The sequence below is a fragment of the Marinobacter sp. V34 genome (genome assembly GCF_055524115.1).
The window spans coordinates 148,943-173,777 of record NZ_JBUPZY010000006.1 but is presented as its reverse complement, the minus strand read 5'-3'; the positions used below and the strand labels follow the sequence as shown (position 1 = coordinate 173,777).

Sequence of the window (24,835 nt, the reverse complement as noted above, 5' to 3'; positions counted from 1 at the left end):
CGGGGCATAATAGTAGACCAACATTTTAAGGATGCTGTGCATCATGAGCGGCTTTAGTCCGATACAGTCCGCCGACCGAGCACTAAGAAGTGCAATGCTTGTCGCATTTGCGGCATTTTTCTGGGGGCTTTCGGGTGGTATCGGCGCCATCCTCCTCGCCGAAGGATGGGGCTCGTTCGTGGTTTCGTTCTACCGGGGAATTATCGGCCTGCTGTTTGTGCTTGTCTGGCTGATTCTAAGTCCAGAGAGCAGCGGTTTAGGCAATCCGCGGCTCTGGTTCTGGGCGGCGGTGGCCGGCCTTGGGGTGGCGGGTAACTTCTCATTTTATTTCCTGAGTATCTCCGAGGGCAGCGTTGCCGTCGCTGCGACCCTCATGTATTGCGCCCCGGTGTTCGTGTTTCTTGTTTCCTTTGCCATCGGGCTGGAGCAGCCGACGCTATTCAAGTGCGTGGCCATTGTCATCGTTATTGTCGGTATTACCTTACTCACGGGCATCTATGACGTTGGCAGTAGCAATATTACGTGGGTTGGTGTGGTTGCCGGTCTGCTTTCGGGATTGTCCTATGCGGTGTTTATTTTTGGCTTCAAGTTCGCTGCCAGGAGCGGCAGCCCTCAGGCCATTCTGGTGATCGCGTTTGCCGTTCTCGGTATTGTTCTGATCTGGCCAGCAAGCCTTGTGCAGGTCATTGCTGTCCTGGATGCACCGGAATGGTCGATGTTCATGGCGCTGGGTGTGCTCGGCGGTGGAGTGTCTTTTATAAGCTATATAGTGGGCCTCAAGCACACCGTACCAACGGTCGCTGCCGTTGTGGCGATGGTCGAACCTGTTACCGCTGCGCTCTTCGGCATTGTGCTGCTCAATGAGAGCTTGGGAGGCGTCCAGTTACTCGGTATGGGCTTCATTCTGATCACGGTGACCGCCTTGAGCTTCTATTCAAGCAAGTCCTCGTAGTGATCGATCAGTAGTTCAGCCTCCCCAGACGATAGGCATTTGTCTCTGGGAACATGAAATCTTGCTTACAATTTGGCGTGCAGTTCGATTTGCTCCTATTGTTGTGGGACAGACTCGGGGAGGAATCGCCATGGAAGCTCTCGCAAGAAAGTTGGGTCTCAGGACCAACCCGACCATTTTTTTCACGTCCGCTGGGGTCATGATCCTGTTTCTGGTGGTGCTTTTGATCGCACCCGGTCCAATCGGAGAAGCCTTCGGAGCGGGGCGTGAATGGATCGTTACCAACCTGGGTTGGTTTTTCATTTTCGGGGTGACGAGTTGGGTGGCATTCCTCTTATGGGTCGCGCTCAGCCGATTCGGCACCATTCGCCTCGGCGGCAACGACGCGAAACCGGACTATGGCAATATCTCCTGGTTCACCATGCTGTTTGCCGGCGGCATCGGCACCGTGCTGATGTTCTGGGGCGTGGCCGAGCCCATCTCGCACTTTTCCTCACCGCCGAGGCCGAATGTCGAGCCCTTTTCGGTCGAAGCCGCCGACGATGCCATGAGCTTCGCCATCTATCACTTGGGGCTGCATACCTGGGCGATCTTCACCATGCCGGGGCTTGCCTTTGCGTATTTTATCTATCGTTACGACCTGCCAATGCGTTTCAGTTCGGTATTCTATCCGTTGATCGGCGACCGCATATACGGGCCCTTAGGCAAGACTCTCGACGTGTTCGCTATCCTCGGCACGCTTTTCGGTGTAGCGGTGTCAATCGGCCTGGGCACCCAGCAGATCAACGCAGGGCTGACCGAGTTGTTTGGCATTCCGGATGCGGTGGTCACTAAAGTACTGATCATTGCCATCCTGACGGCTGTTGCTGTTGGGTCGATCGTCGCCGGGTTGGATTCAGGTGTGAAGCGGCTGTCCAACATCAATATCAGTATGGCCGTTGGCCTGATGGTATTCGTGCTCTTTACGGGTTCGACGGTTTTCCTTCTGCGCGCGGTGGTTGAGACGTTTGGCCTCTACATATCGAATTTGCTGCCCATGGCCTTCTGGAACGACACGCTTGCAAGTTATACCGGCGACGATGGCGGCTGGGGATGGCAAGGCAGCTGGACGGTGTTTTACTGGGCCTGGACGGTGACCTGGTCGCCCTTTATCGGCATCTTCGTGGCGCGGATTTCGCGGGGGCGGACGATTCGTGAATTCGTGCTCGGCGTCCTGTTCGCGCCATCGATTTTTACTCTGATCTGGTTCGCCATCTTCGGATGGTCTGCGATGCAGATTGACGGCATTGGGCCGGAGGCCAGGGAAGCGCTGGGTGACCAGGCTGGGGTGTTGTCCCAAGCCGTAGGGGAAAGTGTTCCCCTGGCCATGTTCGCGTTCTTTGAAAATTTCCCGGCAGCTACGTTGATTCAGGGCCTGGCGGTGGTGATTGTGGCCATCTTCTTCGCGACCTCATCAGATTCCGCTTCACTGGTAGTCGATATGTTATGCACGGGCTCGCCGGACCCGGGCCCATGGCATCAACGTGTTTTCTGGGGTGTGTCCGAAGGTATGCTGGCAGCGATGCTGATTGTACTTGCGGGAGACGCCGGGCTGACCGCGTTGCAGGAGGTTATCACCGTTGTTGGTCTGCCGATGTTCATCCTCGTGTTTGCCATGATGTTCGCCCTGTTCCGCGGCCTGGCACAGGAGGACCTCAGCGAAGTGAGGGTGGGTAGTCCACCCGGGCCGGATCAGTTGTGATCTGATCTGAACGGGTGGATTCCTCCAGGCGCGATATTCTGGGGCCGAAGATAGGTGTACGCCTCGTTATATCTGCTTGTAGACCACCTCTGACAGTCGGCTGCGGTTGCCATCGGTATCCAGGGTGCGGATCGCAAAGTACCAGGTGCCTCCGGTGAGATCGTCCACCAGCAACTCCTCGATAGAGGCGTCGCCAATCGCCAGGCTTTGGTCCAGGTTGTCCTCGCTGTTGCCGTAAACCACTTCAAAGCCAGCGATTTCGCCCATCGCCAGGCTGTCACCATTCTCTCTGGTGAGCGGCGCGGTCCAGCTCAGCAGAGCCGAGTTGACTGGAACGGTCTCTTCGGGGCCAGGCTCTGGTGTGTCGACAACGCTGGTATCGTCTTCGCCGTATACGTCCGCAATGGTCTTGAAGCGTTGCACGTTGCGGTATTCAACCACCACGAGTCTCTGGTTGATGACGCTTGAATCCACCTTGGCCTGAAGCTCGGATGCCTGCACTGCCGCGGCAGACACGAGGTCGGCCAGAGCGACGTTTTCGCCGTCGCCCATCAGACTGATCTGGCCGGTTTCGGCGATCTGGGCTGCCACGTTGTTCAGGACATCGGAAATGTTGTCCCACTGAGCGCTGTTGTTGACCAGAGCGAGGAAGGCCGCATTGGCGACCGCAACCTGCAACGCATCGGCTGATACACCATCAGACCCGTCCAGGCGGGTCAGGTCAGGCGGGTTGAGGTGCAGGGAACCGGCTGATAGGCCAAACCAGGTTTCAACCTTTTTATAAGCGTCAGAAAGTGCCTCCGGGGAGAGCCCGTTTCCGCTGCGCCCAGCCAGCGCCACGGCCAAATGGGTCAGCGGCGTAAGATTGACGGTTTCCATGCGAAGATCACCAGCTCCGCGCAGCCTGAAATTATTGTCCAGCGCCATGGGGTCGCCAAAGGCAACTGGCTCGGCGCCGCTACGCTCGCATTGCGGGACGACGTCGCAGATCATGCGAGTACTGCTGTTGGCGGTGAGTTCTACCAAAACCCAGCTGTCAGCCTTTCCTGGCAATTGCCACACATAACTACCATCGTCTGCCGTCAAAACCGGCTTTTCAGCCTGTTGTAGTGTGGCGTAGTAGCCGCCCTTGTCGGATATAAGGCGGTTGGCGGTCACCAGGCCCTGTTGAATAACCCCTTTCATGGCGGCGCCGGCAAGCTCAACCATTTCAACATCCGGGTCGGTCGACGCTTGAGATTTCGGTGTCGTGGCATTGTCTGGTGAGGTGATGTCGAGACCGCAGCCCGAAAGCAGAACCGCTACAGATAAAGTCAGCAGTCCATGCTTCGATGATTTTTTGCCGCAATTTGACATTGTTCCGCACCAATTTATTGACGAGTTCGGGCGAATCTTACCGCGGCAGTTTTCGGTTATATGCGGTCTGGTTCAGGATTCTTGGTGCGAGAATCGTCAGAAAGTTGGCGCTTACAGAGCGATACATGGCGAGACTGAACGTTACGTTCCATCAAAGCAAATTTGGTTTCTTAGTTCGCTGTTAATAATACGGTTTTTACACTTGTTCCATTGGCCGAGCCTGGTGCTTGGGCGCGGTGTGGCTATTGGTGTTTACAAATTTAAACGGTGAACAGGAGCGGGATGCATCTCTAAGTATTAATACGTAGTTTTGCCTGCAAAGTTCTACGTAATCACTGCGTGTTGGTTTGGTTATTCCTACGGATTGTTAACTATCGCTCAAATCGTGACCATAAGTCGCGAATGACGACACGAGCATCGTTCTCAAAAACAAACACAACAGGAACAAGATCATGAAACACTTCTTGAAAGCTGCTGCGATTGCCGCAGTGGTGTTCTCCACGCTGTTTACGTCCTTTGCCCATGCTGCTGATAAGAGCTACACGCTCCGACTCGCTGAGACTTGGGGGCCGAACTTCCCGATTTTCGGTGATGCCACCAAGAACATGGCGGAAATGGCCGAAAAAATGTCCAACGGCCGCCTCAAGATCCGGATTGATTCCGCCAACCGCCACAAAGCACCTTTTGGCGTCTTTGATATGGTTAAAGCGGGCCAATACGACATGGGCCATTCAGCGTCTTATTACTGGAAGGGCAAAGTGCCCAACACCCTTTACTTCACCAGTATGCCGTTTGGTATGAACGCTCAGGAGCAATGGGCGTGGTTCTACCACGGTGGCGGTATGGAGCTGATGCAGGAAGTGTACGAGCCCCATAACATGCTGTCGTTCCCAGGCGGTAATACGGGTAACCAGATGGGTGGCTGGTTCCGCAAAGAAATCAAAACCCTGGAAGACCTCGACGGGCTGAAAATGCGAATCCCCGGGTTTGCTGGCGAAGTCTTTGCCGAAGTTGGCGTTAATCCTACCAACATCCCGCCGGGAGAGCTTTACACCGCCCTGGAGCGCAACACCATTGATGCGGTCGAGTGGGTAGGCCCGGCCCTGGATCTGCGTCTGGGTTTCCAGCAGATTGCTGACTATTACTACACCGGCTGGCATGAACCCGCCACCGAGTTGCAGTTCCTGATCAACAAGGATGTCTGGGAGGAGCTGCCTGCGGATCTGCAGGAAGTCCTGCGTGTCTCTATGCGTACTGCATCTTACGACATGCTGACCCAATCCGTGCATGCCAATGCACAAGCCTGGGCTTCGATTCGCGACGAATACCCGAACGTCCAGGTCAAAACCTTCCCCGACGACATTTTCAAAGCCATGGTTGCGGCTAACGAAAAGGTCCTGAAAGAGTATTCCCAGGACAATGAGCAGGGCCAGCGCATTATCAAGTCGCAGCAGGCGTATCTGGACAAAACACGTGCTTATATCAACATCTCTGAGCGCGCCTACCTGAACACCATGGCTGAACTGGAAGAGTAAGTTTCCCGCCATTGGCCCGATGCCCGGCGCTTCGCAAGGAGTGTCGGCATTCGGGTGTTTTCATGAGACCTATTGAATCCCGATTGGTCCGGAGCCCCGCTTCGGCAAGAGGAGCTGTAATGCGTTGGTTAATTGCTGTGGATGACGGGTTAGGCGCCGTATCTCGAGCGTGTGGCTGGGTCGCAAGCGTGGCCTTTGTCCTGATGATGCTGAATGTTTTCTACGATGTGGTGGCCCGCTATGCCTTCAACGAGGTATCCATCGGTATGCAGGAAATGGAGTGGCACCTGTACGCCGTTGTCTTCCTGATGGGCATTCCCTACGCCATGAGGACGGATGGCCACGTGCGAGTGGACGTTCTTTATGCCGGCCGCAGTGAAACTTTCAAGGCCTGGGTCAATCTTGTTGGGGCTCTATTTTTTGCGCTTCCGATTGCCGCCATGATCGCCTGGCTGGGTTGGGGGTACATGCTGGACGCCTATCACATGGGGGAAAGCAGCGGGGATCCTGGAGGTTTGCCCTACCGCTTTATTGTTAAAGGGCTGATTCCGTTTTCGTCATTCTGGCTGGCGGTTGCCAGCGTGGGCATGGCGACCTTCGCTCTGAGGGTGCTTAGCAACGAGTCCGCCTACGAAGAGCAAACCGGTGCAGGAGGTCTGGCATGATCGGGATGATAATGTTTGGGGTCTGCCTCTTCATGCTGCTTTGGGGTTTTCCTGTTGCGTTTACGTTCGGCGGAGTTGCCTTGATTTTTGGCCTGATTGCAGAGGGTCCGCAACTGTTTGCCTTCATGCCGTTCCGCATTATGAGCATTATGCAGAACACGGTGTTGATGGCGATACCGCTGTTCATTTATATGGGTATCGTGTTGCAGCGCACCCGATTGGCGGAGCAATTGCTGGAGTCCATGGGGCGACTGTTTGGCGGATTGCCCGGAGGACTGGCGATATCCACCATCGTGGTCGGTGCTTTACTGGCCGCCTCCACCGGAGTGGTGGGTGCCAGTGTCGTGGCCATGGGATTGATTTCGCTCCCGGTCATGCTGGCTAATGGCTATGACAAAAAGCTTGCCTGCGGCACCATTTGTGCGTCAGGAACCCTGGGGCAAATTGTGCCGCCGTCCATCATCCTTATCATCCTCGGTGACGTGCTTGGCTTGCCAGTAGGAGATCTGTTCAAGGCCGCGGTGGTTCCCGGTGTGGTGCTTGTGGGGTTATACATCGGATATATCCTGTTCGTCAGTTGGAAATCGCCCGGAACGGCCCCTGCTATGCCGCGGGATAGCGATGACAGTCGGGCACAGGAAATCGGCAAAGCCCTGATGGCGATCATACCGCCGCTGGCATTGATCGTTGTGGTGCTTGGCTCCATCTTTACCGGTATCGCGACTCCGACCGAATCTTCAGCCCTGGGGGCCGTCGGTGCGCTGGTGCTGGCGGTGGCCTATCGCCAGTTCTCCTGGCGGATGATGTGGGAAAGCTCCCGGGATACGGTCAAGGTGACAGCCATGGTCTTCGCCATTCTGGTCGGGGCAACCGCCTTCTCCATGGTATTCAGCTACACCGGTGGCGACTATCTGCTGGAAGAGTGGATGTTGCAACTACCGGGTGAGAAATGGGGCTTCCTGATCCTGACGATGCTCATCATTCTGGTGCTGGGTTTCTTCATCGATTTTGTCGAAATCTCGTTCATTATCGTACCGATCCTGGCTCCCATCGCTGAACTGATGGGCATCAATATGCTCTGGTTTGCGATCCTGATCGCGATGAACCTGCAAACCAGCTTCCTGACGCCGCCGTTCGGGTTCAGTCTTTTCTACCTGAAAGGGGTATCACCGCCCGAGGTTAAAACCACCGATATCTATCGCGGTGTTGCGCCGTTCATAGTGCTGCAGATTATGGTGCTGATTGCGATCCTGATCTTCCCTGCGTTCTTTGGTATGTCATCGTCCTGAGAGCATGCTTCGATCTGTTTGAAGTACCTTGATTGGAGGTTTGGCGGGCCTGGGGAGACTCTTCTCCAGGCCCGCTCTTTTTTATGGTTTGGGTTAGACTGATGGAGTCTCGCAACCTATGCCTCGATGGCGTGCGCTTATAAAGGACAATGTGACGGTCATGTCGTTAAGAACAAAATTGATACTGCTCGCCCTGGTTCCATTGCTGGTAGTCACCGGTATTTTTTCCGCAGTGACCCTGCATCAGGCTGACATACTGATGGAACGTGAACTGCAGATTTTTGAGCAGAACTTGCGGCGGTCCAAGGAAACGGCGTTGAAAGACTACGTTTCCATCATGCGTACTGCTATCGATTTTGTTCGTCAGAACGCCGCCAATGATAGTGAAGCCCGTGACAAGGTTATGGCTCTGATGCAGGAAGCGTCTTTCAGTGACGATGGCTATTTCTATGCCTATACCCATGACGGCTTAAACCTGGTCCATGCGGCGCAACCGGATTTGGTTGGGCGGGATATGTACGATTTCCAGGACAGCAGCGGTGACTATCTGATCCAGAATTTGATACGGATCGCTGAACATGGCGGGGGGTATTACCAGTATCTGTGGCAACAGCCGTCCACGGCCAAGGAAGTGGATAAAGTCGGCTATGTCGAGCAGCTTGAAGACTGGCAATGGATGTTTGGCACGGGATTGTATATCGACGATATTGCCACGGAAATGCGAGCCATCGAAGCGGGAGTGGACGCTAACGTCAAGCAGACTTTATGGGCGATTCTGTTGGCGCTGGTGGTATCCATCGGTGTTGTGGTGTCCGCGGGGGTTCTGTTCAACGTGCACGAACATCGCCTGGCGGACCAGAATCTGAAAGAATTGAGCCACAAGACGGTACAGCACCAGGAGGAAGAGCGCCGCCGGGTATCGAGGGAACTGCACGATGGTATCAACCAACTGCTGGTGTCTGTGAAATACCGGTTAGAAACGGCTATGACTCATATTCCCGAGGGTGACTCCGTCGCCCAGGAGTCGCTGTCCAAAGGCGAAGAGGTTCTAAACCGTGCGATACAGGAAGTACGGCGTATTTCCCATGATCTGCGCCCCAGCGTACTGGATGATCTGGGATTGTTGGCGGCGCTCACCCAACTGCTGGATGACTTCCGCGAACGTAGCGGGATTATCATGGACATTGATATCCAGCCACCGCAGGAGGATATTTCCGAGGAGGTGGCCACAACGCTGTACCGTATTGTTCAGGAGGCCCTGTCGAACGTTGAGAAACACGCCCAGGCCACCCGGTTGGCGCTGAGCCTGGAAGAAGACGCAGAGGGCCTGTTTCTGTGCATTTCCGACAACGGCGTAGGCATGGTGGAGAAAGATGCATACGCCAGGCGAGGCATTGGATTGCGTAATATGCGCGAACGTGTGGAATTCTTGGGAGGGGAGTTTGAGGTATCTCCGCGGCCAGGTAACGGAACCCGGATAATGGCCTCGTTCAAACAATACCAGGCATAGTCGAAAGAATAAGGATAAGTCTGGAGGTATTGTAAACCTGACGGTAACAGTCCTATGAGTGCATCAGTATCTGTAGTGAAGGTCATGCTGGTTGATGACCACATCCTTGTCCTGGAAGGTATCAGGGCGCGGCTGGAACAGGAAAAGGGCATCGACGTCGTCGGCCAGGCGACCGATGGGCTCGAAGCACTGGAGCGGGTCAAAGACCTGAAGCCGGACGTGATCATGATGGATGTCAGTATGCCCAACATGAACGGGATTGAAACAACGAAAATTTTCCAGGAGCGCTATCCCGATCTGAAAGTGCTTATCCTCAGCATGCACGACAACCGGGAATACATTTCACAGCTGATGTTTCATGGCGCCAAGGGCTACATCCTGAAGGACGTATCGGTTGAGGAAATGGTGAGCGCCATTCGTACCGTGGCTGATGGCGCCACCTACATCTGCCGGGCAGCGACTGAGACGTTGTTTCGTCATGGGGAAAAAGTGGAACCTGTGGAGAGTAACCTTACCCGCCGTGAGGAGGCGATTCTTTCCAAAGTGGCTCAAGGGTTCAGCAGCAAAGCCATATCCAACGAACTGAATATCAGTGTGAGGACGGTCGAGACTCACCGGCAGAACATCAAAACCAAACTGCAACTGAATACCACGGCAGAGCTTACCAAGTACGCCTATGACCAACAGTTGCTCTGAGCTAGAACAGCCCAATCTGGGATTGCGTATCGTTGAGGTTCAGGGCATTAACCATGGGTACCCGTTCCCGCAGTAATTCGTTCCAGAGTGCGGCCAGGGAGAGGGCATCGCCTTTGTTCGGCATATGCATGAATATGTAGGGACGTTTTTCCTCTTCAATCCAGGCACCCACCCGCTCAACCCAGGGCATCAGGAAGGGGCGGTTGGCCTCCAGGTCGGGATGGCCGACAAATCGGACCACCGGCGCAGCATCCACAGGAAGAAGGTGTACCGGAACCCGGGGCTTTTTGCGCTGGGCGTCACGTGTCTCCTCGCTATCCGCGGCAGCGGCAAAGAGTGCTCGACTATCCATGCACACCCGTGAAATGCGACGCTCCCTCAAACCACGGTTCAGGGCTTTCTCGGCGTCCCCCTTATCAAAGAAGGCGCTGTGGCGAACCTCAATGGTGCAGGTCAGAGGCGGAGGCAGGGTATCCATAAATCGCCACAGGTTCTCCAGACGCTCCGGCCCGAAACTCGCGGGAAGTTGCAGAAGGATTGGACCAAGCACATCGTTGAGTGGCGCAATTATCTCAAGAAAGTCCGATACTTCGCGGCCAGCGCCGCTCAGTAGCCGGTCGTGGGTGATCAAGCGTGGAAACTTGAACAGAAAACGAAAGTCGTCGGGCACCTGTGAGCGCCACTGTCGGCACTGCTCCTGGCTGGGCGTGGCGTAAAACGTGGTGTTGCCCTCCACGCAATTGAGGGCGCTGCTGTAACGTGCCAGCGGGCTCTGACCGGGAGGGAGTCGGCCGGTCCAGTCGGGATGTTGCCACTGCGGGCAGCCGAGGAAATAGGGTTGTACCATGGTCCTGTTTTATCACCGTTTGCTAAAATTTAGCTTCTGTATGTCACAAACATCAGGGCTGCCCCGTCTACCTCTGTAGAACCTACGTGGACATGATGCCACCCCATGTCACCCCATGCAGAGGAGTAAGATAATGGAAACGCGATTGAATGCCTACCAGGCCTCCCCGGATGCCATTGCCGCAATGACCCACCTGGAGGAGTACGTTGGCAGTTGTGGACTGGAACACAGCCTGATCCATGTGGTGAAAACCCGGGCGTCCCAGATTAACGGTTGTGCCTATTGCCTGCACATGCACACCAGCGATGCACGAAAGGCGGGTGAAAGTGAAGCGCGGCTCTACCTGTTGTCTGCATGGCGTGAATCCGGGCTTTACACGCCGCGTGAACGGGCTGCCCTGGCCTGGACCGAAGCACTGACGAACGTGGCTGCCACCGGTGCGCCCACTCAGGATTATGAGCAGGGGCGAGCGCATTTCACCGAGAAGGAGTTTGTCGACCTGACGTTGCTGATCGGTGCGATCAACGTCTGGAATCGGATAAGCGTGGGCTTTCGAGCGGTTCATCCGTATGACCGTAAACTGTAACCGAGTACGCCAGGAACCAATTGCCATGCATGAACAGCCTGCGCATCAGTTTGACCACTGGCGCCGTTACTTGACGGGCGTTGCGTATCGAATGCTGGGCTCGGTGACCGAGGCAGAGGATGTGGTGCAGGATGCATACCTGCGCTGGCACGATGCTGATCACTTGTCAGTCGACGATGTGCGGGCTTACCTGACCACTGTTACCAGTCGGCTCTGCCTTGATCGCCTCCGGGCCGCTCAACGGCAGCGGGAAGTCTATGACGGTCCCTGGTTGCCGGAGCCTATAGTAGAAACTCAATGTACTCCGGCAGGCGCCGAGGCGCTTGCCAGCGACGTGTCCTTTGCTCTGATGTTGGCGCTGGAACGGTTATCTCCTCTGGAGCGTGCTGCGTTCCTGTTGCACGATGTATTCGGCCTGGATTTCAGCCAGGTTGCCGTGAGCCTGGAACGCAGTGAAGCCAGTTGCCGCCAACTCGCAAGCCGAGCCCGGAAACGTGTGCAGGCTCAGCGACCGCGTTATGAGGTGAGTTCAAGCGAGCACAGTCAACTGACGGATCGATTCTTTGACGCGGCCCGCAGTGGCGATGTGGCGACGTTGAAGGCGCTACTTAGTGAGAGCGCCACTCTGCATACCGATGGTGGCGGCAAGAGGATTGCAGCGCGGCGCCTGATCCTTGGCGCCGACAGGATCAGCCGCTTCTTTGAAGGGGTGGCCCGCAAGTCCGTATCGCCCGGCCCTCGGTGGGTTAAACCCGTTATCGTAAATGGGCTGCCGGGATGGTTGACCATCGAACAGGATGGGCTGCCACAGATCACGACACTGGATGTAGTGGATGGCCGTGTACAGTCGGTCTATGTCGTCCGTAACCCGGATAAGCTGCGGCATTTGGCTGGTTACCTGCCAGAATCGCCTGCTTAGGGTGTCACATCGGTGCCACGCCAAAGAGCCACTGGTGAGCCCACATTACCAACACTGCGTAGACCGCAAGGCCGCCAACAACCGCTATGGCATCGTTCGCTTTGCTGGCGGGCAGGGTAGCAATCGGCCGCTGGGCTCTGCGTTTTATGGAAATACGATCCACCACAGCCCAGGCCAGGAATGAGCCGAACAGCAACAGGTCGTGCAGCATCCCATTGGCGAGTAAGTGAGACAAAGCCCAGAGTTTGATCGCGACGAGCATTGGGTGCCCGAGTTTTGCCTTTATGCTGCCCGGAAAATAGGTAGCAAACAGTAGAGGAAAGACCGGAATAAGAAGGAGCATGGCCAGGTGCCGGAGCCAGCCTGGCGGTGTGTAAATGACGGTCGGGTCGAGACGGGCGTTGCCGTAACCCCAAACAATCAGAACCAGACCGACCAATGCGACCAACGAGTACAGCCCCTTGAACGCACCTTCGCCCAGGGATTTCTGCAGGCGATTGCGTAGAGGCTCGTTGACAATGGACAGCGAATGCACGCCAAGAAATAGAACCAGACCAACGATCAGTGTTGCCATATACCAATGCTCCGTTAAGAAATTCCAGACAGTATAGTTGCGCAAACCGGGACAGGGCATCTTCAAGCGTTTATCATCCGGGACCTGTTTTACCGGATTGAAAAGGCACCCATGAAGTTTCCAAAAGTCACTGTCGTATTGGTTTCCGCAGCCCTGTTGTTTGTGCTTTGGGAGCAGACCCGGGAACGCCCACAACCCGTGGATGCCCGCCGTTTTACAAACTTGGCGGCTAATCCAGTCGAACTTAGCGTAGCCATGGACTGGGTCGTTCGCCAACTCCCCGCGTTGTGTGAGGAGTCAATTGGACAAGGCTCAGGCTCAGAGGCCCATTCGGCGTGTGTCAGTGAAGGCGAGACCCGCACATCGGCGTGCCGACGTGCGGTTTATGACCGTTTTCCGAGCGTGATCGCCTCGGAGGAGCTATTCCGGGATGTCTCCATTACCGCGATGAGCTGCCTGGTTCCGCAATCCGGGTTGGTTGAATAAGAATTTTACTCAATGACTTACCGGAATTGTGGGCGGTATTTTCTACGAGTATCCCGGCCGAAAACCTGAAACGGCACTATAGTGGGGTAATATCAACACTATAGTGAGTTTCCGTGTTCTGTGGCCAGACGATGACCCGCACCAAATGCTTTGACAGAGTCCCGCAGCTCCAAAGTCGAGCCCTTTTCATTGTTGGGGTTCTCTCTACCAGCCAGAGTGTCCTCGCGCAGATCGATACCAACAGCTGTATTACCAGCAAAATCCAGCCGGAGGTCATTGATCTTGATCAGCCCCGAGACCAGTTGGCACGCCAGAGTGATCTGATCATTCCCAAGGATGCCCGAATTACCCGGATAAACATCGTTCGGCGCCCAATCTTCGATACCAGCGATCCCGATCAGGACAACTTTCTGTACCGGTCCCTGAATGCACTTAACACGCCTACCTGGGAGTCGGCCCTGCGTGCTCAACTGGTGTTTGACGAAGGTGATATTTTCCAACCGGGTACGCTGGACGAATCTGAACGCATATTGCGCCAGCGTGAGTACCTGACGGCCGCGTGGATCGGTGTTACCCGAGTTTGCGGGAACGAGCTGGAGGTCACTGTCCTTGCGCGTGACACCTGGACGTTGCTGCCGAGCGTTGGTGCTTCCAGGACGGGGGGCGAGAACAAAACCAACGCCGGCCTTTCTGATCCGAATTTCCTGGGGTCCGGCAAGAGTGTGGGGATTTCTCACAAAAAAGATGCCGACCGCAGCGAGACCAGTGTCGATTTCGACGATCCTAACGTGCTTGGCTCCCACTGGCGTTCGGGGCTTTCCTACGACAAACGCAGCGACGGACGCGGTCGCAGTGTCTACCTTGAGCGACCATTCTACAGTGAATTGGCGCAGTGGCGATTTGGCCTGAGTGGCGAAGACGACGTTCGCGAACAATCCCGCTATGTGGGGGCGGAGGCAATTGCGGATTATCGACAAGACAGCGATTTCGTCAGTGTTGATGTAGGCTGGCGACTGGCAGAGCGCAATGGCCGACAGCTAAGCCTGCTCGCTGGCTTTCGATACGATGCCCGGGCGTTCGAGCGCTTACCGGATGAGCCCAATCTGGACCTGCTGCCTGAAAATCGCACTCTGAGCTACCCATGGATCGGTTTTGATTACCGCGAGAACCGGTTTCGGGAAATGACGAATCTGACCCGTCTGCAACGGGTCGAGGACGTGCGTGACGGATTTGTGTGGCGTACAGAATTGGGGTACTCATCGCCAGGGCTAGGGGCGACTGAAGATCGCGCCGTACTGAACATGAACTTCCGGGATGCGCTGCTGGTCAGCGACACCAACTACGCCAGCTACGGACTCAGTCAGAGCGGCACCTGGCGATTCGATCAGGCCCGTTTCGAGAACCTTATCGGAACCCTGAGCCTGGAGTACTTTCACGGCGGGGCGGTGGACTGGAACAGTTGGTACACCAATGTTTCCTATACTGCCGCCCATAACCTGACTGTGGACCAACAGTTGCTCACTGGCGGTGACAACGGCCTTCGTGGTTATCCTGACAGCTATCAGCAGGGAAACCGGAGAGCGTTGTGGACACTGGAACGCCGCTACTTCCCGGACTGGCACCCCTTCAAGCTGTTCCGTGTAGGGGGTGTTCTTTTTACTGATGTAGGCAAGGCCTGGTTTGATGACGGTCGCAATAACGGGCCCGATGATGGCGTACTGACGGATGTGGGATTCGGGCTGCGGCTGGCATCAAGCCGGATAGAGGTACAGCGAATGCTGCACCTGGACTTCGCCTTCCCGTTAACGGGAGACGATAGCATTGACCAGGTGCAGGTCTTGTTGCGGGGTCGTTCGCGGTTCTAGGCGACCGTTAGGTCACTTGATCCACTTGTCGCCCCAGTGGGTAATGTCTCGCTTCTGCTCCACTTGCAGGGTGCGGGCACCAGCCGTCGGTTCCGCTTCTTCCGCGGCTGCGATTTCCTCGTCAATCACTCGCGTTGAGAGAGATAGCCAGCTGGTCACAAAGGCAGCGGCATCGCCATTGATTTCAAGAGCGAGCTCGTCAACGTTGGTGATGTCGTCACAGGCCGAGTGATAGCAGGGGTCGAAAGCAACGCCAGCCTCGCCACCAAACTTGGCCGCCTGCTCTTCGGTTTTCAGCACTTCGGCACCGGTAAATAGCCCGCCAAACGCAATGCCGTCCTCGAAGAACTGAGCGTAGTCTGAGCGGAAGCTGATTTCCGTGCCCTCTGAGGCAATTTCACGCAAATTGAAGTACTTCTCGAACAACGCCTCCGTGGCTGCTGATCCGGGAGGACCTGCCAAGTCGAAGTCGGAACCATCGCCATCGTAGATAAAGTTGCCGAAGTTGGGCGAACCAATCATGTCGTAGTTCAGGTAGACCTTGATCTTGTCCTTCTCTTCCTGGGAAAGGCTGTTAACGTAGAACGTTGAGCCAACCAGGCCGGCCTCTTCCGCACCCCACCAGGCAAAGCGGACCTGATTACGGGGATGGGCCCGTTTCATTTGCAGGGCCAGTTCAAGCAGCGCAGCGCTGCCGGAGCCATTGTCGTTGATACCAGCCCCTTCAAACACTGAGTCCAGGTGAGCGCCCGTCATCACCACGTTGTCAGGATTACCTCTGTTCGTTTGGGCAATCACATTGGAGGTTTCGGTCTGCTCTCTCACTACGTTGGTCACGACCCGCAGTTGGAGGTCTGGTTGGTCTACCCAGCCAGCGCCAATGTCATAGGTGGTGAACACAACAGGGATACCGCCGGCATAGTCGTCGCCCAGCGTGGCATTGGTCAGGCCTTTACGGTCTTCCGTATTGCCCTGATTGAAAATGACCACACCTGTGGCGCCGGCATTGGCAGCATTGGTTGCTTTCTGTCCGAAGGCGCAGGCGCCTCGCTGGATTACGGCGACAGAACCAGCGGGGAAGCCGGTAAAGTCTTCAGGTTCGCAGCCACTGGTAGAGGTATTGTCCGGGCCCAGCTGAACATCAACTGCGACGGCTGTGCCTGACACGTCTCCAGGTTCAGTCTGCGAGAGGTAGGTAAAGTCCTCCTCCCATACATAGTCTGTAGGGGTTGGCGCAGTTGCTTGCAAAATACCATCCCCGGTCGGGTAGAAGGCATTGAAGGGAAACTGCTGGATGGTGACGTCATAGCCTGCACTTTCAAGTGTGGTTCTAACGTAATCCACTGACGCCTGGTAACCGGACAAGCCGGCTGCGCGATTACCATCGTTGGCCTCGGCAATGCCGTAAAACCTGTCTAGATGGTATTGGATGTTGCTCGCCTGCATACATCGGGGCAGGCCGAAGGGCGTGCTGTTGAGAATGCCAAACCGGCACTCGAATGGACTGATGCGGTCAGGGCTCCAGAAGTCGTTGAGTAAATCGCCGGTGGATTGTTTGCCTGGAGCGGCGTGTGCGGTTATTGCAAAGAAAAGCGATCCTAAAGCCAAGGTGCGGCTTACGGTTTTGATATGCATTTTTTTCTCCAATCCTGGGAGTTTGTTGTTAGATCCGCTTGTGGCGGATTTTCAGCGAGGGCTACCTGAAAGGATGGGAAACAGGCACCCGGGCATCACTACTTCCTTCGATGCCTACTGCAAGACTAGTCGTGGATTTTTTGTCCATCCAGACGAAAAACATTACAAAACGTTAGGTTTTTGGGAGGCGCCGGCGTGACCTCGGATCACGTCGGCGTTGGGAGATAGGGAGGATGCTTTTGCGGCGATGGTCAGAATCCGTAGGAGCGGGAAATCGTCTCCTTTTCGCCAGACTCAACCAGTGCCTGGTAACTCTTGTTCAGAGCCTGCAGGATCTCGGGGTCAGTGTCCTTGTGGACGGCGAGATACATTGGCGTTTCACGGAATACCAGAACGCGCTCGAGCCCCGTTACATCGGACGCATCGGCAGCCAGGTATGGGCCAGCCAGACCGTCAGCCACCCAGAGGTCAATCTGATCCTGGACCAGGCGGCGTGCATTCAGGCCGTTGTTGCTGATCGCCGAGACGTTAAAGTCCTTGTCGATCAGGTAGTTCGTCATGACATCGCCCTTATATCCACCGATCTGGTAGTTACGGGCGTTCTCCAGATTTTTCAGTTCAATAGACGAACCGGGTTTGGCGAACAGCGTCCACTCGATGGAGGACAGCGGGCCCACCCAGTCGAAAAAAGGCGCGCGGTCTTCTGTTTTGGACACGCAATAAATGGCGTGTTCAGGATGCCGTTCGGCCCGGTTGAGGCCATAGCTGAGGTCCCGGAGCTTGATGCTGTAATCCAGCTCGGCTTTACCCAGAAGTGCCTTCACGACATCGGTACAAAGGCCTGTGATGTCTGCTTCTGAATGGGCAAATGGCTGACCATTGGTGGTCATGTTATAAGGAGGGTATTGCTCTGTGTAGATCCGTAGTTCTTCAGCGGCAGCCGCACAACCTGCCGTTAACAGCAGGGCCATTGTCAGCCCGAATTTTCCTTTCATGAACCCACTCCACATGTATGGTTACGGTATTTATGGAGTGCGGCATGATATTGAAGAGGAATCCAGCGTGGCATGCTGGATTCCTCTTCTTTACATTTTGGCAATGTAGTGAAAGTAACAACTGATGCTGGCGTTCTACCTGGCGTTCACCCGGACACGGTAGACGGACGGTGTCTCTCCGAACCTCGCCTTGAATGCCCGGCTGAACTGGCTGGAGTCGTTGAAACCACAGATGAGGGCGATGGCGGTGATTTTACTCCCCGGTTGGCGGAGCAGGTCCCGGGCCCGGGTCAGGCGTTGCTCCTGAACGTATTGGTAGGGTGCGCAGCCGAAGGTCGCGCGGAACAGGCGGGCAAAATGGTAAGGGCTTAGATTTACCCAGCCCGCCATGTCCGCGAGGGTCAGCGTCTGGTCCAACTGCGCGTGAATACGCTCCTGTAGCAATCGGCGGTAACGCAGGGTGAGTTGTCCGGTGACGGAGGGAGTTGCCTGCTGTACGTTCGAGTGACGGCTAACCACCTGTAGTAGTAGCCATTGGGCCAGGTGATCCATTGCCATGGACTGGCCGGGTGCCTGCCAGTCACTCAGTGCCAGTAACTGGCCCGCCTGGGCCAGAACCGTGTCCTGGGTGTGGTATCGTTCGCTGAGTTCAACCTGGCCCGGCTCGCAGTCCCACGTCTGTTCTGCGCAGCGGGCGATGTCCAGGTCATTGAAGTAGAGGTGGAAAAATTCGAACTGGCCATCGACTTGCCAGGTGGATTGACTGCCGGCGGGAAACAGACACACAGCCCCCGGAAATCCCTGGCTCACGGCCCGTCCGTTCACTACCCGCCTCGCTTTGTCGCCCTCGTTAATGTAGATGCTCAGGGCGTGATGGCGCGGGCGCTCGTAATGCACTTCGCCCTTGCGGTTCTGCCACTGTGCGAGGGCGCGGCCCTGGTCCAGCTCGATGAGCCTTTGCGGCGCCACGCCAGCGGCTCGCAGCGCGTCCACAATGTCGCGGCGTTCCCTGTGGGGATTCTTCGTTGAATCGGGTATCTGGGCTGAGCTGGTTTGCATATCGGGCCTCCGCAAGAATCATCCATGGTTGCGCAGGATCTGACAAGTTTTCTCCCTCGCACTGCCATAAGCTTGGCCACGTGATCCACCAACGCGTTACTTTCTAGAAGGGAATTACAGCTATGCCGATTTCCGTGCATTACGGTTTAACGGTACTGATCTGGGGCCTGACCTGGACGGCCATTCGCCTGCAGGTTGAGGCTGCGCCGGTGGATGTTTCAGTGTTCTATCGTTTTTTGATGGCTTCTGTTGTGGCCCTGGTGGTGCTTGCATTGTTTGGGCGGCTGCAGAAGTTGACGCTGAAGCAGCATGGATGGCTTTTTTTGCAGGGGCTGACGCTGTACAGCGTGAATTTCCTGCTCATATACCGTGCCGCCGAGTCCATGACCAGTGGTTTGCTGGCGGTGGTGTTTTCATTAGCGGCGCTGTTCAATGCCCTGAATGGCTGGCTGTGGTTGCGGCTAAAACCCACTGCCCGTTTGTATCCCGCTGTGGCGCTGGGAATTACTGGCGTAGCGCTGCTGTTCTGGCATGATTTGCAGCTTGGTAACGCTACCGGTGTCAGCATCCTGTTTGCGGCTGCCGGAACTTTCTGGTTTTCCATGGGGAACCTGGTCAGCATAAAGGTTCGGCTGGCGCAGATACCGCTGTTGGTGGCGAATGCCTGGGCCATGGTATACGGCGCCGTGATTCTCGGCGTCTGGTGTCTGTTGCAGGGAGTGGAGTGGGTGATGCCAACATCCGCGACCTTTTGGGGCGCCACGGTATTCCTGGCGGTCCCCGGGTCGATTGTTGCGTTCTACTGCTACATCACGGTGATTCAGACCCTCGGTGCCGACAGGGCCGGCTATGCAACGGTGCTGTTTCCGGTGGTTGCCCTGAGTGTATCGACCTGGCTGGAAGGGTTTGAATGGACAACAACCGCAGTACTTGGGGCGCTGCTGGCTATCCTTGGAAACTATGTGTTGTTCCGCAAGTGACGGTCGGCTCTTGGCGTGGCTGTATAAACAATTTTCTACAAGAAAAATGTTCGACCCAGACCGATTCGGGGCTAGGCTTGTGAGTGAAGGCTGGCGATAGAAGCAAAAGGAGCTCTCGATGCCCAATGCGTGGGTTGCTTGGCTATGGCTCTGATACCGATGCTGCGTTGTTTGATGACTGTGCTGTTCCTGTGCGCCTGGAACTATGCGCAGGCGGATGTCAGACCGATCCCGATCACCTCGATTTCACCCAATGAGGTTCCCTTTGATGTGTGGGAGGACCCTGATGGTCAGGCCGGGATTGAGCAGGTTGTCGGTTTGCCCGATAGCCAATGGCAAACCGAAACAACTGGCAACGCGACGTTTGGTATTACCTCTTCTGCTTACTGGATAAAATTTGCGGTGGAGAACCGGGTACCCGATACACTGAACCTGATCGCGGAACTGGCGTATTCCCAATTGGACGATGTGGTGTTTTACGTTTTTTCCGGTGGGGAACGGGTTGAGACATTCCGTACCGGTGACGCCAGGCCGTTTTATCCCCGACAGGTTGATCACCCCAACATGCTGCTGCGCTTTGAGCTGGGCCCGGCGCAGACAAAAACAGTCTACGTGCGTGTCCAAACGGCCGGGTCAGTGATCCTGCCGCTTGCGATCTGGCAGGCGAACGATTTTTTCGGGGCGGCCTCAAACGAACAGAAGTTGCACTTTTTCTATTACGGTAGCCTTACCGTCATCATTCTGATCAACCTGGCGGTTTTCCTGACCCTCCGGGAAAAACTCTACCTGTACTACGCCATTGCGATTGCGGGCTACCTATTGTTTTTTGCCTCCATCAAGGGCTACAGCTTTCAGCTTCTTTATCCCGAATACCCCGCCGTGCATGCCCGCGCGCTACTGGTGTCGATGCCGGTCCTGGCGCTTTTCTCAGTACTCTTTTGTCGTAAATTGCTGAGAATACCGTCCCATAGCCCGAAACTGGACATCGCCATTCGTGCCATGATCGGCTTTGAAGTCCTTAACTTCATTTCGGCGCTGACTCTGGGCTACAACTCGGCAATCATCCTGTCTGCGGTTTCGGCACTGTTCTTCTTCTCCCTGCTGTTCGTGGCTGGGCCTATCACTTGGGCAGCAGGGGTCCGTGCCGGCGCTTTTTTCACCGTCGCCTGGACTCCGTTGACCATTGGGGTTCTGGCCACTGCTGGACGGGCTCTAGGCTTCTTCCCTGAGAACTTTTTGACTGAGCATGCGATGCAGATCGGATCCGGTCTTGAGGCATTCATCCTGACCCTGGCCCTTGCAGACCGGCTGTATCGTGAGCGTGAGGATAAAATAAGGGCACAGGCCGATAATCTCCAGAAAGAAAAAGCCAGGAGTGAAGCGCAGAACCGGCTGAACGATGCCATGACACACGATCCGGTGACCGGCTTACCCAATCGGAACCGCTTCGAGCACATGGTGAACGAGCAGCTGCAGCAAGACCCCAACGGCCGTTATATGGTGGGCGTAGCCCGTATTACTCGCCTGGACGAGGTCAACCGAACACTGGGGCTGAGCCGCAGCGAGCGGTTGATAAAACAGTTGGCCAGGCAAATGACGGCGCTGGCAAATGAGCTTCCGTTTCTCCATCGGGTGCCTGACGATCGGGGGCGGCAGGAACTGATCTATCAGATATCTGGCGACAGCTTTGGTCTGCTGGTCAATACCCGCGAGGTCAATGACGACTTCGATAGCCTCAACCAAGCGCTGAAACATTTGGCAGCGCCGGTAGTGCTGGACAACCTTGCTATTGAATTACACCCTAAATTCGGAGCTGCCAGTTATCCGGAGCATGGCGACAACGCCGCACAGTTGATTCGCAATGCCCATGTGGGGATGGAGATCGCCCCTCATAGCCGATTTGAGACCGGCTTCTACACTGAAGAGCACGATATATACAGCGAAAGTCGCCTCACGCTGATGTCGGACTTGAGAGAGGCGCTGTACGAGAACCGGACCGAACTCTACTACCAGCCTAAACTTTGTCTGGTTAGCGGCTCTGTGGTGGGGCTGGAAGCACTCATACGCTGGCATCACCCGGAGCGAGGGTGGGTTTCTCCATCGGATTTCATCCCGCTGGCGGAGGAAACCGGAGTGATCACGCAGTTGACACGATGGGCCGTTGAGCGGGGTATTCGAGACCTCGCCAGCTTGTCGGGTGACTATCCGGATTTGAGTATTTCGATCAACATATCCGCGCGTGACCTGGTTTCCCCCGATCTGGAAGGTTTAATCGCCTCGAACCTTCGCGCTCATGGCGTCGAGACGCACCGGCTGACTTTGGAGCTGACTGAAACCGCTGCGATGCAGGATCCGGATAAAGGCCTGAAGACTCTGGAGCGATTGGCCGCAAGCGGCATTCTCGTGTCAATCGATGATTTTGGCAGCGGCTATTCCTCGCTGTCCTATCTCAAGCGTTTGCCCGCCACTGAAATCAAGCTTGATCGTTCCCTGATTGAAGATGTTGCAATCAGTGACAGCGCAAAGGTCATTGTCCAGACCGCGATTAATATGGCACATACACTTGGTTATCAAGTAGTTGCAGAGGGTGTGGAGAGCGAACAGTCAGCACGATTAATCCAGCAACTGGGGTGCGATATGCTACAGGGTTATTGGCTCGGTAGGCCATTGTCGCTGAAGGGCGTCAGAGAGTGGCTGGCGGCGGAGCTGAATCCTCTGGCTACGTTGCATCAGCCTTAAGATGCGCAACCTTTTCCGAGAGGCGGCTGGGCTCCGTGCCCAGGATGTCATCCAGCGAACATGGTTTGTGGACCCAGAAACCCTGAATAAGGTCCACACCGATCTCTTTCAGTAGTGACGCTGCACCTTCGGACTCGACGTACTCGGCCACCGTGGTCATGTCCATGGTTCTGCCAATGTCATGAATGGCCCTGACCATTGCAAGGTCCGTTCTGCTGGTGACAATATCGCGAACAAACATCCCGTCGATCTTCAGGCAGGTAACCGGCAGCCGGCGCAGGTAACCGAATGACGACAACCCTGAACCGAAGTCGTCCAGGGCAAAGCTGCATCCCAGATCGCTCAACCGTTTCATGAAGGCCTGGACTTCTAGCAGGTTATGGACGGCGGCGGTTTCGGTAATCTCGAAGCAGATCTTGTTCGCTGGAACCCCGTAATGGTGGAATCTGCCGACCACAAAATCCGCGAAGTCTGCCTGATCGAACGAGCGACCAGACAGGTTGATGTGGCAGGCTTCCAGGGCATCAAGGTGCTTTGGGGCGGCGGATAGTTCTTCGAGCACATTCTCGATAACCCAGCGGTCGATTCTCGATGCCATGCCATAGCGCTCCGCCGGGGGCAGGAAAGCGCTGGGAGGTACCACCGAACCGTCCGGTGAGCGCATGCGAATCAGAACCTCGTATCGCAACCCCTTGCTCCGGCCAGTGGGCGGGGCGATTATCTGGCATTCAAGGAAGAAACGGTTGTCCTGAAGCGCGGTCTGAATGCGGTTGTGCCATTCCATCTCGCCTTGCTGGGAGGCCATCTGCTCGTCGTCCATCGACATTACGCACACGCGGTTGCGGCCGCTGTCTTTGGCGGTGTAACAGGCAATGTCGGCAGCTTTCATCAGGGCGCTGATGCCTGCGCTTTCAGCGGTGATCGGCACCACGCCAATACTGCAACTGATGGTGTGGCTGGTTTGCTGCCAGGAGAACACCAGGTGGTCGAGTGATGCCCGCACCTTTTCAGCCACATGATGGGCGGTGTCGAGGTCGCAGTTCTGAAGAATGATACCGAACTCGTCGCCGCCCAGTCTGGCCAGGATGTCTGCTTCGCGCAGATTGTTTGAAATGATGTCCGCTACCTGGCGCAGGAGTTGGTCACCCGCATCATGGCCCGAAGTGTCGTTCGCCAGCTTGAACTGATCCAGGTCGATATAGCAGAGGGCGTGTTGCTTTCCTCCGTTGCGGACGTGTCCGAGATGGCTGGCAAGCTGCTGCTCAAAGGCTCTTCGGTTTATCAGGCCGGTCAGGCTGTCATGGGTCGCCATGTAGCTCAGTTCCGTCGACAGACGGTGAGACTCGGAAATGTCTTCCATAACCGTTGTGAAGTAAGCCGAAGCGCTGGGTGCGTCCCACACCCGGGATACGGTGAGCCTGGCCCACAAGAAGTCATTGTCTTTGCGAACGATACGATGCTCGGTCGTGTAGCTGTCGATATTGCCGAAGCTGATGTTACGTCGTTCTTCCCGGGCTACGTTCCAGTCATCCGGATGGACCAGCTCCCGGTAGGGGCGCTGCACAAGGTCATCGGGCTGGTAGCCAAGGATGTCGCAGGTCGCCTGATTGGCATTAACAATTCGGCCATCGGTATCAATCTGGATAATGCCGATGGCGGACTGTTCGAAGATCGAGCGGAAGTTCTGCTCGGTTCGGTTGAGCAGTCTCACCAGCCGGAATCCCAGGAACCAGGACAGCAGCGCCACAAGAGTCAGGAACAATGCACTGACAACAGACAGGAAGCTGGCAGACCAGCGCGAGGCGTCTCCCATGGCCAGGCGGAATTCCCGGGCATTAACCTGAAGTTGCTGGTCAACAATCGCGAGCCTGTCTCGCAGGGCCTGCAGTTGCTCGCGATTCGGAGGTGCCGCCAGCCACTCTCGTTCCATCGCATTGCCGATCTGATCCAGTTCAAACAGCAGGTCATCGGCGCCCTCCCAGGCGATTAACGCCCGCTCCAGTTGATCAAGCCACGAAAAAAGACGGATCAGCAGAATCATGCGGGTCAGGTCTTCTTCATGGTTGCCCCCTTGGAGAAAACCATGCCTGGCACGTTGCCAATCGAGCGTATCGGAGGTGATGGCGACGCGGGCGTGCAGATCGCCGATGGGCACCGCCAGCGCCTGCCTCGCCTTCGCAAGGTGCGAAAAATCACCGGACTCGGAAAACCGGTTGAGGTGGTGGACAGTATCGATCTGTGCGCGGGACCAGACGCTTTCGCCCCAGGTATAGGCGGTGATCGCCGATTGCACCTGCACCACGGCGACCATGAAACACACGGTCAGGATGATCGTGAGGCACAATCCTGCCACAAGTGCGGTCAATTTTCGTTGAAGACTGGGTTGCTGTCCTTTGCTTCGCATGG

20 protein-coding genes are annotated in these 24,835 nt (G+C 55.9%); 13 read left to right on the top strand and 7 right to left on the bottom strand.

From position 1 onward, the window contains the following. Positions 1 to 94: 94 nt before the first annotated feature. Positions 95 to 952, top strand: coding sequence for a DMT family transporter (locus tag AC0B60_RS11895; RefSeq protein WP_465086019.1), 858 nt, complete (start codon positions 95 to 97; stop codon positions 950 to 952). A gap of 130 nt (positions 953 to 1,082) precedes the next feature. After that, positions 1,083 to 2,693 (top strand): BCCT family transporter, encoded by a 1,611-nt coding sequence (locus AC0B60_RS11890; RefSeq protein ID WP_465086018.1) that lies wholly within the window; start codon positions 1,083 to 1,085, stop codon positions 2,691 to 2,693. A gap of 66 nt (positions 2,694 to 2,759) precedes the next feature. On the opposite strand, the gene AC0B60_RS11885 is transcribed toward AC0B60_RS11890, so the two are convergent. Next, the gene (locus AC0B60_RS11885) at positions 2,760 to 3,902 is read right to left on the bottom strand and encodes a fibronectin type III domain-containing protein (RefSeq protein WP_465086017.1); all 1,143 of its coding nucleotides are present in this window, start codon (positions 3,900 to 3,902) and stop codon (positions 2,760 to 2,762) included. 599 nt (positions 3,903 to 4,501) lie between these two features. Here AC0B60_RS11885 and AC0B60_RS11880 point away from each other — a divergent pair. The 5 genes from AC0B60_RS11880 to AC0B60_RS11860 all read left to right on the top strand — a co-directional run bounded on the left by AC0B60_RS11880 (position 4,502) and on the right by AC0B60_RS11860 (position 9,744). Beyond that, positions 4,502 to 5,584, top strand: a complete 1,083-nt coding sequence (locus AC0B60_RS11880; RefSeq protein WP_465086016.1) for a TRAP transporter substrate-binding protein — start codon at positions 4,502 to 4,504, stop codon at positions 5,582 to 5,584. A gap of 119 nt (positions 5,585 to 5,703) precedes the next feature. Then, positions 5,704 to 6,249 carry a TRAP transporter small permease subunit gene (locus AC0B60_RS11875; RefSeq protein ID WP_465086015.1) on the top strand — a complete coding sequence of 182 codons (546 nt, stop codon included), beginning with the start codon at positions 5,704 to 5,706 and terminating at the stop codon, positions 6,247 to 6,249. Continuing rightward, the gene (locus tag AC0B60_RS11870; RefSeq protein ID WP_465086014.1) at positions 6,246 to 7,538 is read left to right on the top strand and encodes a TRAP transporter large permease; all 1,293 of its coding nucleotides are present in this window, start codon (positions 6,246 to 6,248) and stop codon (positions 7,536 to 7,538) included. The genes AC0B60_RS11875 and AC0B60_RS11870 overlap by 4 nt, the downstream gene beginning before the upstream one ends. Before the next feature lie 118 nt (positions 7,539 to 7,656). After that, positions 7,657 to 9,048, top strand: coding sequence for a cache domain-containing protein (locus AC0B60_RS11865; RefSeq protein WP_465086013.1), 1,392 nt, complete (start codon positions 7,657 to 7,659; stop codon positions 9,046 to 9,048). Positions 9,049 to 9,102: 54 nt separating this feature from the next. Further along, on the top strand, positions 9,103 to 9,744 hold the full coding sequence (locus AC0B60_RS11860; protein WP_465086012.1) for a response regulator: 642 nt from the start codon (positions 9,103 to 9,105) through the stop codon (positions 9,742 to 9,744). Position 9,745: 1 nt separating this feature from the next. Here AC0B60_RS11860 and AC0B60_RS11855 read toward each other — a convergent pair whose 3' ends face one another. After that, entirely contained in the window at positions 9,746 to 10,591 is an 846-nt protein-coding gene (locus AC0B60_RS11855; protein ID WP_465086011.1) for a DUF72 domain-containing protein, read from the bottom strand. Between the two features lie 133 nt (positions 10,592 to 10,724). Between AC0B60_RS11855 and AC0B60_RS11850 the strand changes: the two genes are divergently transcribed. Continuing rightward, complete coding sequence (locus tag AC0B60_RS11850; RefSeq protein WP_465086010.1) at positions 10,725 to 11,177, top strand: carboxymuconolactone decarboxylase family protein; 453 nt, start codon at positions 10,725 to 10,727, stop codon at positions 11,175 to 11,177. Between the two features lie 25 nt (positions 11,178 to 11,202). Then, positions 11,203 to 12,096 (top strand): sigma-70 family RNA polymerase sigma factor, encoded by an 894-nt coding sequence (locus tag AC0B60_RS11845; RefSeq protein ID WP_465086009.1) that lies wholly within the window; start codon positions 11,203 to 11,205, stop codon positions 12,094 to 12,096. Positions 12,097 to 12,100: 4 nt separating this feature from the next. Here the strand turns inward: AC0B60_RS11845 and AC0B60_RS11840 are convergent, their stop codons facing one another. Further along, positions 12,101 to 12,670 carry an NnrU family protein gene (locus AC0B60_RS11840; protein WP_465086008.1) on the bottom strand — a complete coding sequence of 190 codons (570 nt, stop codon included), beginning with the start codon at positions 12,668 to 12,670 and terminating at the stop codon, positions 12,101 to 12,103. 111 nt (positions 12,671 to 12,781) lie between these two features. On the opposite strand from AC0B60_RS11840, the gene AC0B60_RS11835 reads away from it, so the two are divergent. Further along, the gene (locus AC0B60_RS11835) at positions 12,782 to 13,156 is read left to right on the top strand and encodes a hypothetical protein (RefSeq protein ID WP_465086007.1); all 375 of its coding nucleotides are present in this window, start codon (positions 12,782 to 12,784) and stop codon (positions 13,154 to 13,156) included. A gap of 131 nt (positions 13,157 to 13,287) precedes the next feature. Continuing rightward, complete coding sequence (locus tag AC0B60_RS11830) at positions 13,288 to 15,021, top strand: BamA/TamA family outer membrane protein (protein ID WP_465086006.1); 1,734 nt, start codon at positions 13,288 to 13,290, stop codon at positions 15,019 to 15,021. Between the two features lie 12 nt (positions 15,022 to 15,033). Here the strand turns inward: AC0B60_RS11830 and AC0B60_RS11825 are convergent, their stop codons facing one another. The 3 genes from AC0B60_RS11825 to AC0B60_RS11815 form a co-directional block, all read right to left on the bottom strand. Then, positions 15,034 to 16,656: a M28 family metallopeptidase gene (locus tag AC0B60_RS11825; RefSeq protein ID WP_465086005.1), complete on the bottom strand. Its 1,623-nt coding sequence runs from the start codon at positions 16,654 to 16,656 to the stop codon at positions 15,034 to 15,036. A gap of 251 nt (positions 16,657 to 16,907) precedes the next feature. Next, positions 16,908 to 17,651, bottom strand: coding sequence for a substrate-binding periplasmic protein (locus AC0B60_RS11820; RefSeq protein WP_465086004.1), 744 nt, complete (start codon positions 17,649 to 17,651; stop codon positions 16,908 to 16,910). Positions 17,652 to 17,786: 135 nt separating this feature from the next. Beyond that, positions 17,787 to 18,710, bottom strand: a complete 924-nt coding sequence (locus AC0B60_RS11815) for a helix-turn-helix domain-containing protein (protein ID WP_465086003.1) — start codon at positions 18,708 to 18,710, stop codon at positions 17,787 to 17,789. A 122-nt stretch (positions 18,711 to 18,832) separates the two neighbouring features. On the opposite strand from AC0B60_RS11815, the gene AC0B60_RS11810 reads away from it, so the two are divergent. Beyond that, on the top strand, positions 18,833 to 19,690 hold the full coding sequence (locus tag AC0B60_RS11810) for a DMT family transporter (RefSeq protein WP_465086002.1): 858 nt from the start codon (positions 18,833 to 18,835) through the stop codon (positions 19,688 to 19,690). A gap of 144 nt (positions 19,691 to 19,834) precedes the next feature. Further along, a complete protein-coding gene (locus tag AC0B60_RS11805) occupies positions 19,835 to 22,429 on the top strand; it encodes an EAL domain-containing protein (RefSeq protein ID WP_465086001.1) in 2,595 nt (864 codons plus the stop codon). On the opposite strand, the gene AC0B60_RS11800 is transcribed toward AC0B60_RS11805, so the two are convergent. Then, positions 22,410 to 24,833 (bottom strand): putative bifunctional diguanylate cyclase/phosphodiesterase, encoded by a 2,424-nt coding sequence (locus tag AC0B60_RS11800; protein ID WP_465086000.1) that lies wholly within the window; start codon positions 24,831 to 24,833, stop codon positions 22,410 to 22,412. The two genes, AC0B60_RS11805 and AC0B60_RS11800, sit on opposite strands and share 20 nt — an antisense overlap. Positions 24,834 to 24,835: the final 2 nt, after the last annotated feature.

What these genes read in the sequence shown, in the direction of transcription:
- AC0B60_RS11895 (WP_465086019.1), top strand. Translation starts at nt 95, where the DNA reads ATGCTTGTCGCATTTGCGGCATTTTTCTGGGGGCTTTCGGGTGGTATC.
- AC0B60_RS11890 (WP_465086018.1), top strand. Translation starts at nt 1,083, where the DNA reads ATGGAAGCTCTCGCAAGAAAGTTGGGTCTCAGGACCAACCCGACCATT.
- AC0B60_RS11885 (WP_465086017.1), bottom strand. Translation starts at nt 3,902, where the DNA reads ATGGTTGAGCTTGCCGGCGCCGCCATGAAAGGGGTTATTCAACAGGGC.
- AC0B60_RS11880 (WP_465086016.1), top strand. Translation starts at nt 4,502, where the DNA reads ATGAAACACTTCTTGAAAGCTGCTGCGATTGCCGCAGTGGTGTTCTCC.
- AC0B60_RS11875 (WP_465086015.1), top strand. Translation starts at nt 5,704, where the DNA reads ATGCGTTGGTTAATTGCTGTGGATGACGGGTTAGGCGCCGTATCTCGA.
- AC0B60_RS11870 (WP_465086014.1), top strand. Translation starts at nt 6,246, where the DNA reads ATGATCGGGATGATAATGTTTGGGGTCTGCCTCTTCATGCTGCTTTGG.
- AC0B60_RS11865 (WP_465086013.1), top strand. Translation starts at nt 7,657, where the DNA reads ATGCCTCGATGGCGTGCGCTTATAAAGGACAATGTGACGGTCATGTCG.
- AC0B60_RS11860 (WP_465086012.1), top strand. Translation starts at nt 9,103, where the DNA reads ATGAGTGCATCAGTATCTGTAGTGAAGGTCATGCTGGTTGATGACCAC.
- AC0B60_RS11855 (WP_465086011.1), bottom strand. Translation starts at nt 10,591, where the DNA reads ATGGTACAACCCTATTTCCTCGGCTGCCCGCAGTGGCAACATCCCGAC.
- AC0B60_RS11850 (WP_465086010.1), top strand. Translation starts at nt 10,725, where the DNA reads ATGGAAACGCGATTGAATGCCTACCAGGCCTCCCCGGATGCCATTGCC.
- AC0B60_RS11845 (WP_465086009.1), top strand. Translation starts at nt 11,203, where the DNA reads ATGCATGAACAGCCTGCGCATCAGTTTGACCACTGGCGCCGTTACTTG.
- AC0B60_RS11840 (WP_465086008.1), bottom strand. Translation starts at nt 12,670, where the DNA reads ATGGCAACACTGATCGTTGGTCTGGTTCTATTTCTTGGCGTGCATTCG.
- AC0B60_RS11835 (WP_465086007.1), top strand. Translation starts at nt 12,782, where the DNA reads ATGAAGTTTCCAAAAGTCACTGTCGTATTGGTTTCCGCAGCCCTGTTG.
- AC0B60_RS11830 (WP_465086006.1), top strand. Translation starts at nt 13,288, where the DNA reads ATGACCCGCACCAAATGCTTTGACAGAGTCCCGCAGCTCCAAAGTCGA.
- AC0B60_RS11825 (WP_465086005.1), bottom strand. Translation starts at nt 16,656, where the DNA reads ATGCATATCAAAACCGTAAGCCGCACCTTGGCTTTAGGATCGCTTTTC.
- AC0B60_RS11820 (WP_465086004.1), bottom strand. Translation starts at nt 17,651, where the DNA reads ATGAAAGGAAAATTCGGGCTGACAATGGCCCTGCTGTTAACGGCAGGT.
- AC0B60_RS11815 (WP_465086003.1), bottom strand. Translation starts at nt 18,710, where the DNA reads ATGCAAACCAGCTCAGCCCAGATACCCGATTCAACGAAGAATCCCCAC.
- AC0B60_RS11810 (WP_465086002.1), top strand. Translation starts at nt 18,833, where the DNA reads ATGCCGATTTCCGTGCATTACGGTTTAACGGTACTGATCTGGGGCCTG.
- AC0B60_RS11805 (WP_465086001.1), top strand. Translation starts at nt 19,835, where the DNA reads ATGGCTCTGATACCGATGCTGCGTTGTTTGATGACTGTGCTGTTCCTG.
- AC0B60_RS11800 (WP_465086000.1), bottom strand. Translation starts at nt 24,833, where the DNA reads ATGCGAAGCAAAGGACAGCAACCCAGTCTTCAACGAAAATTGACCGCA.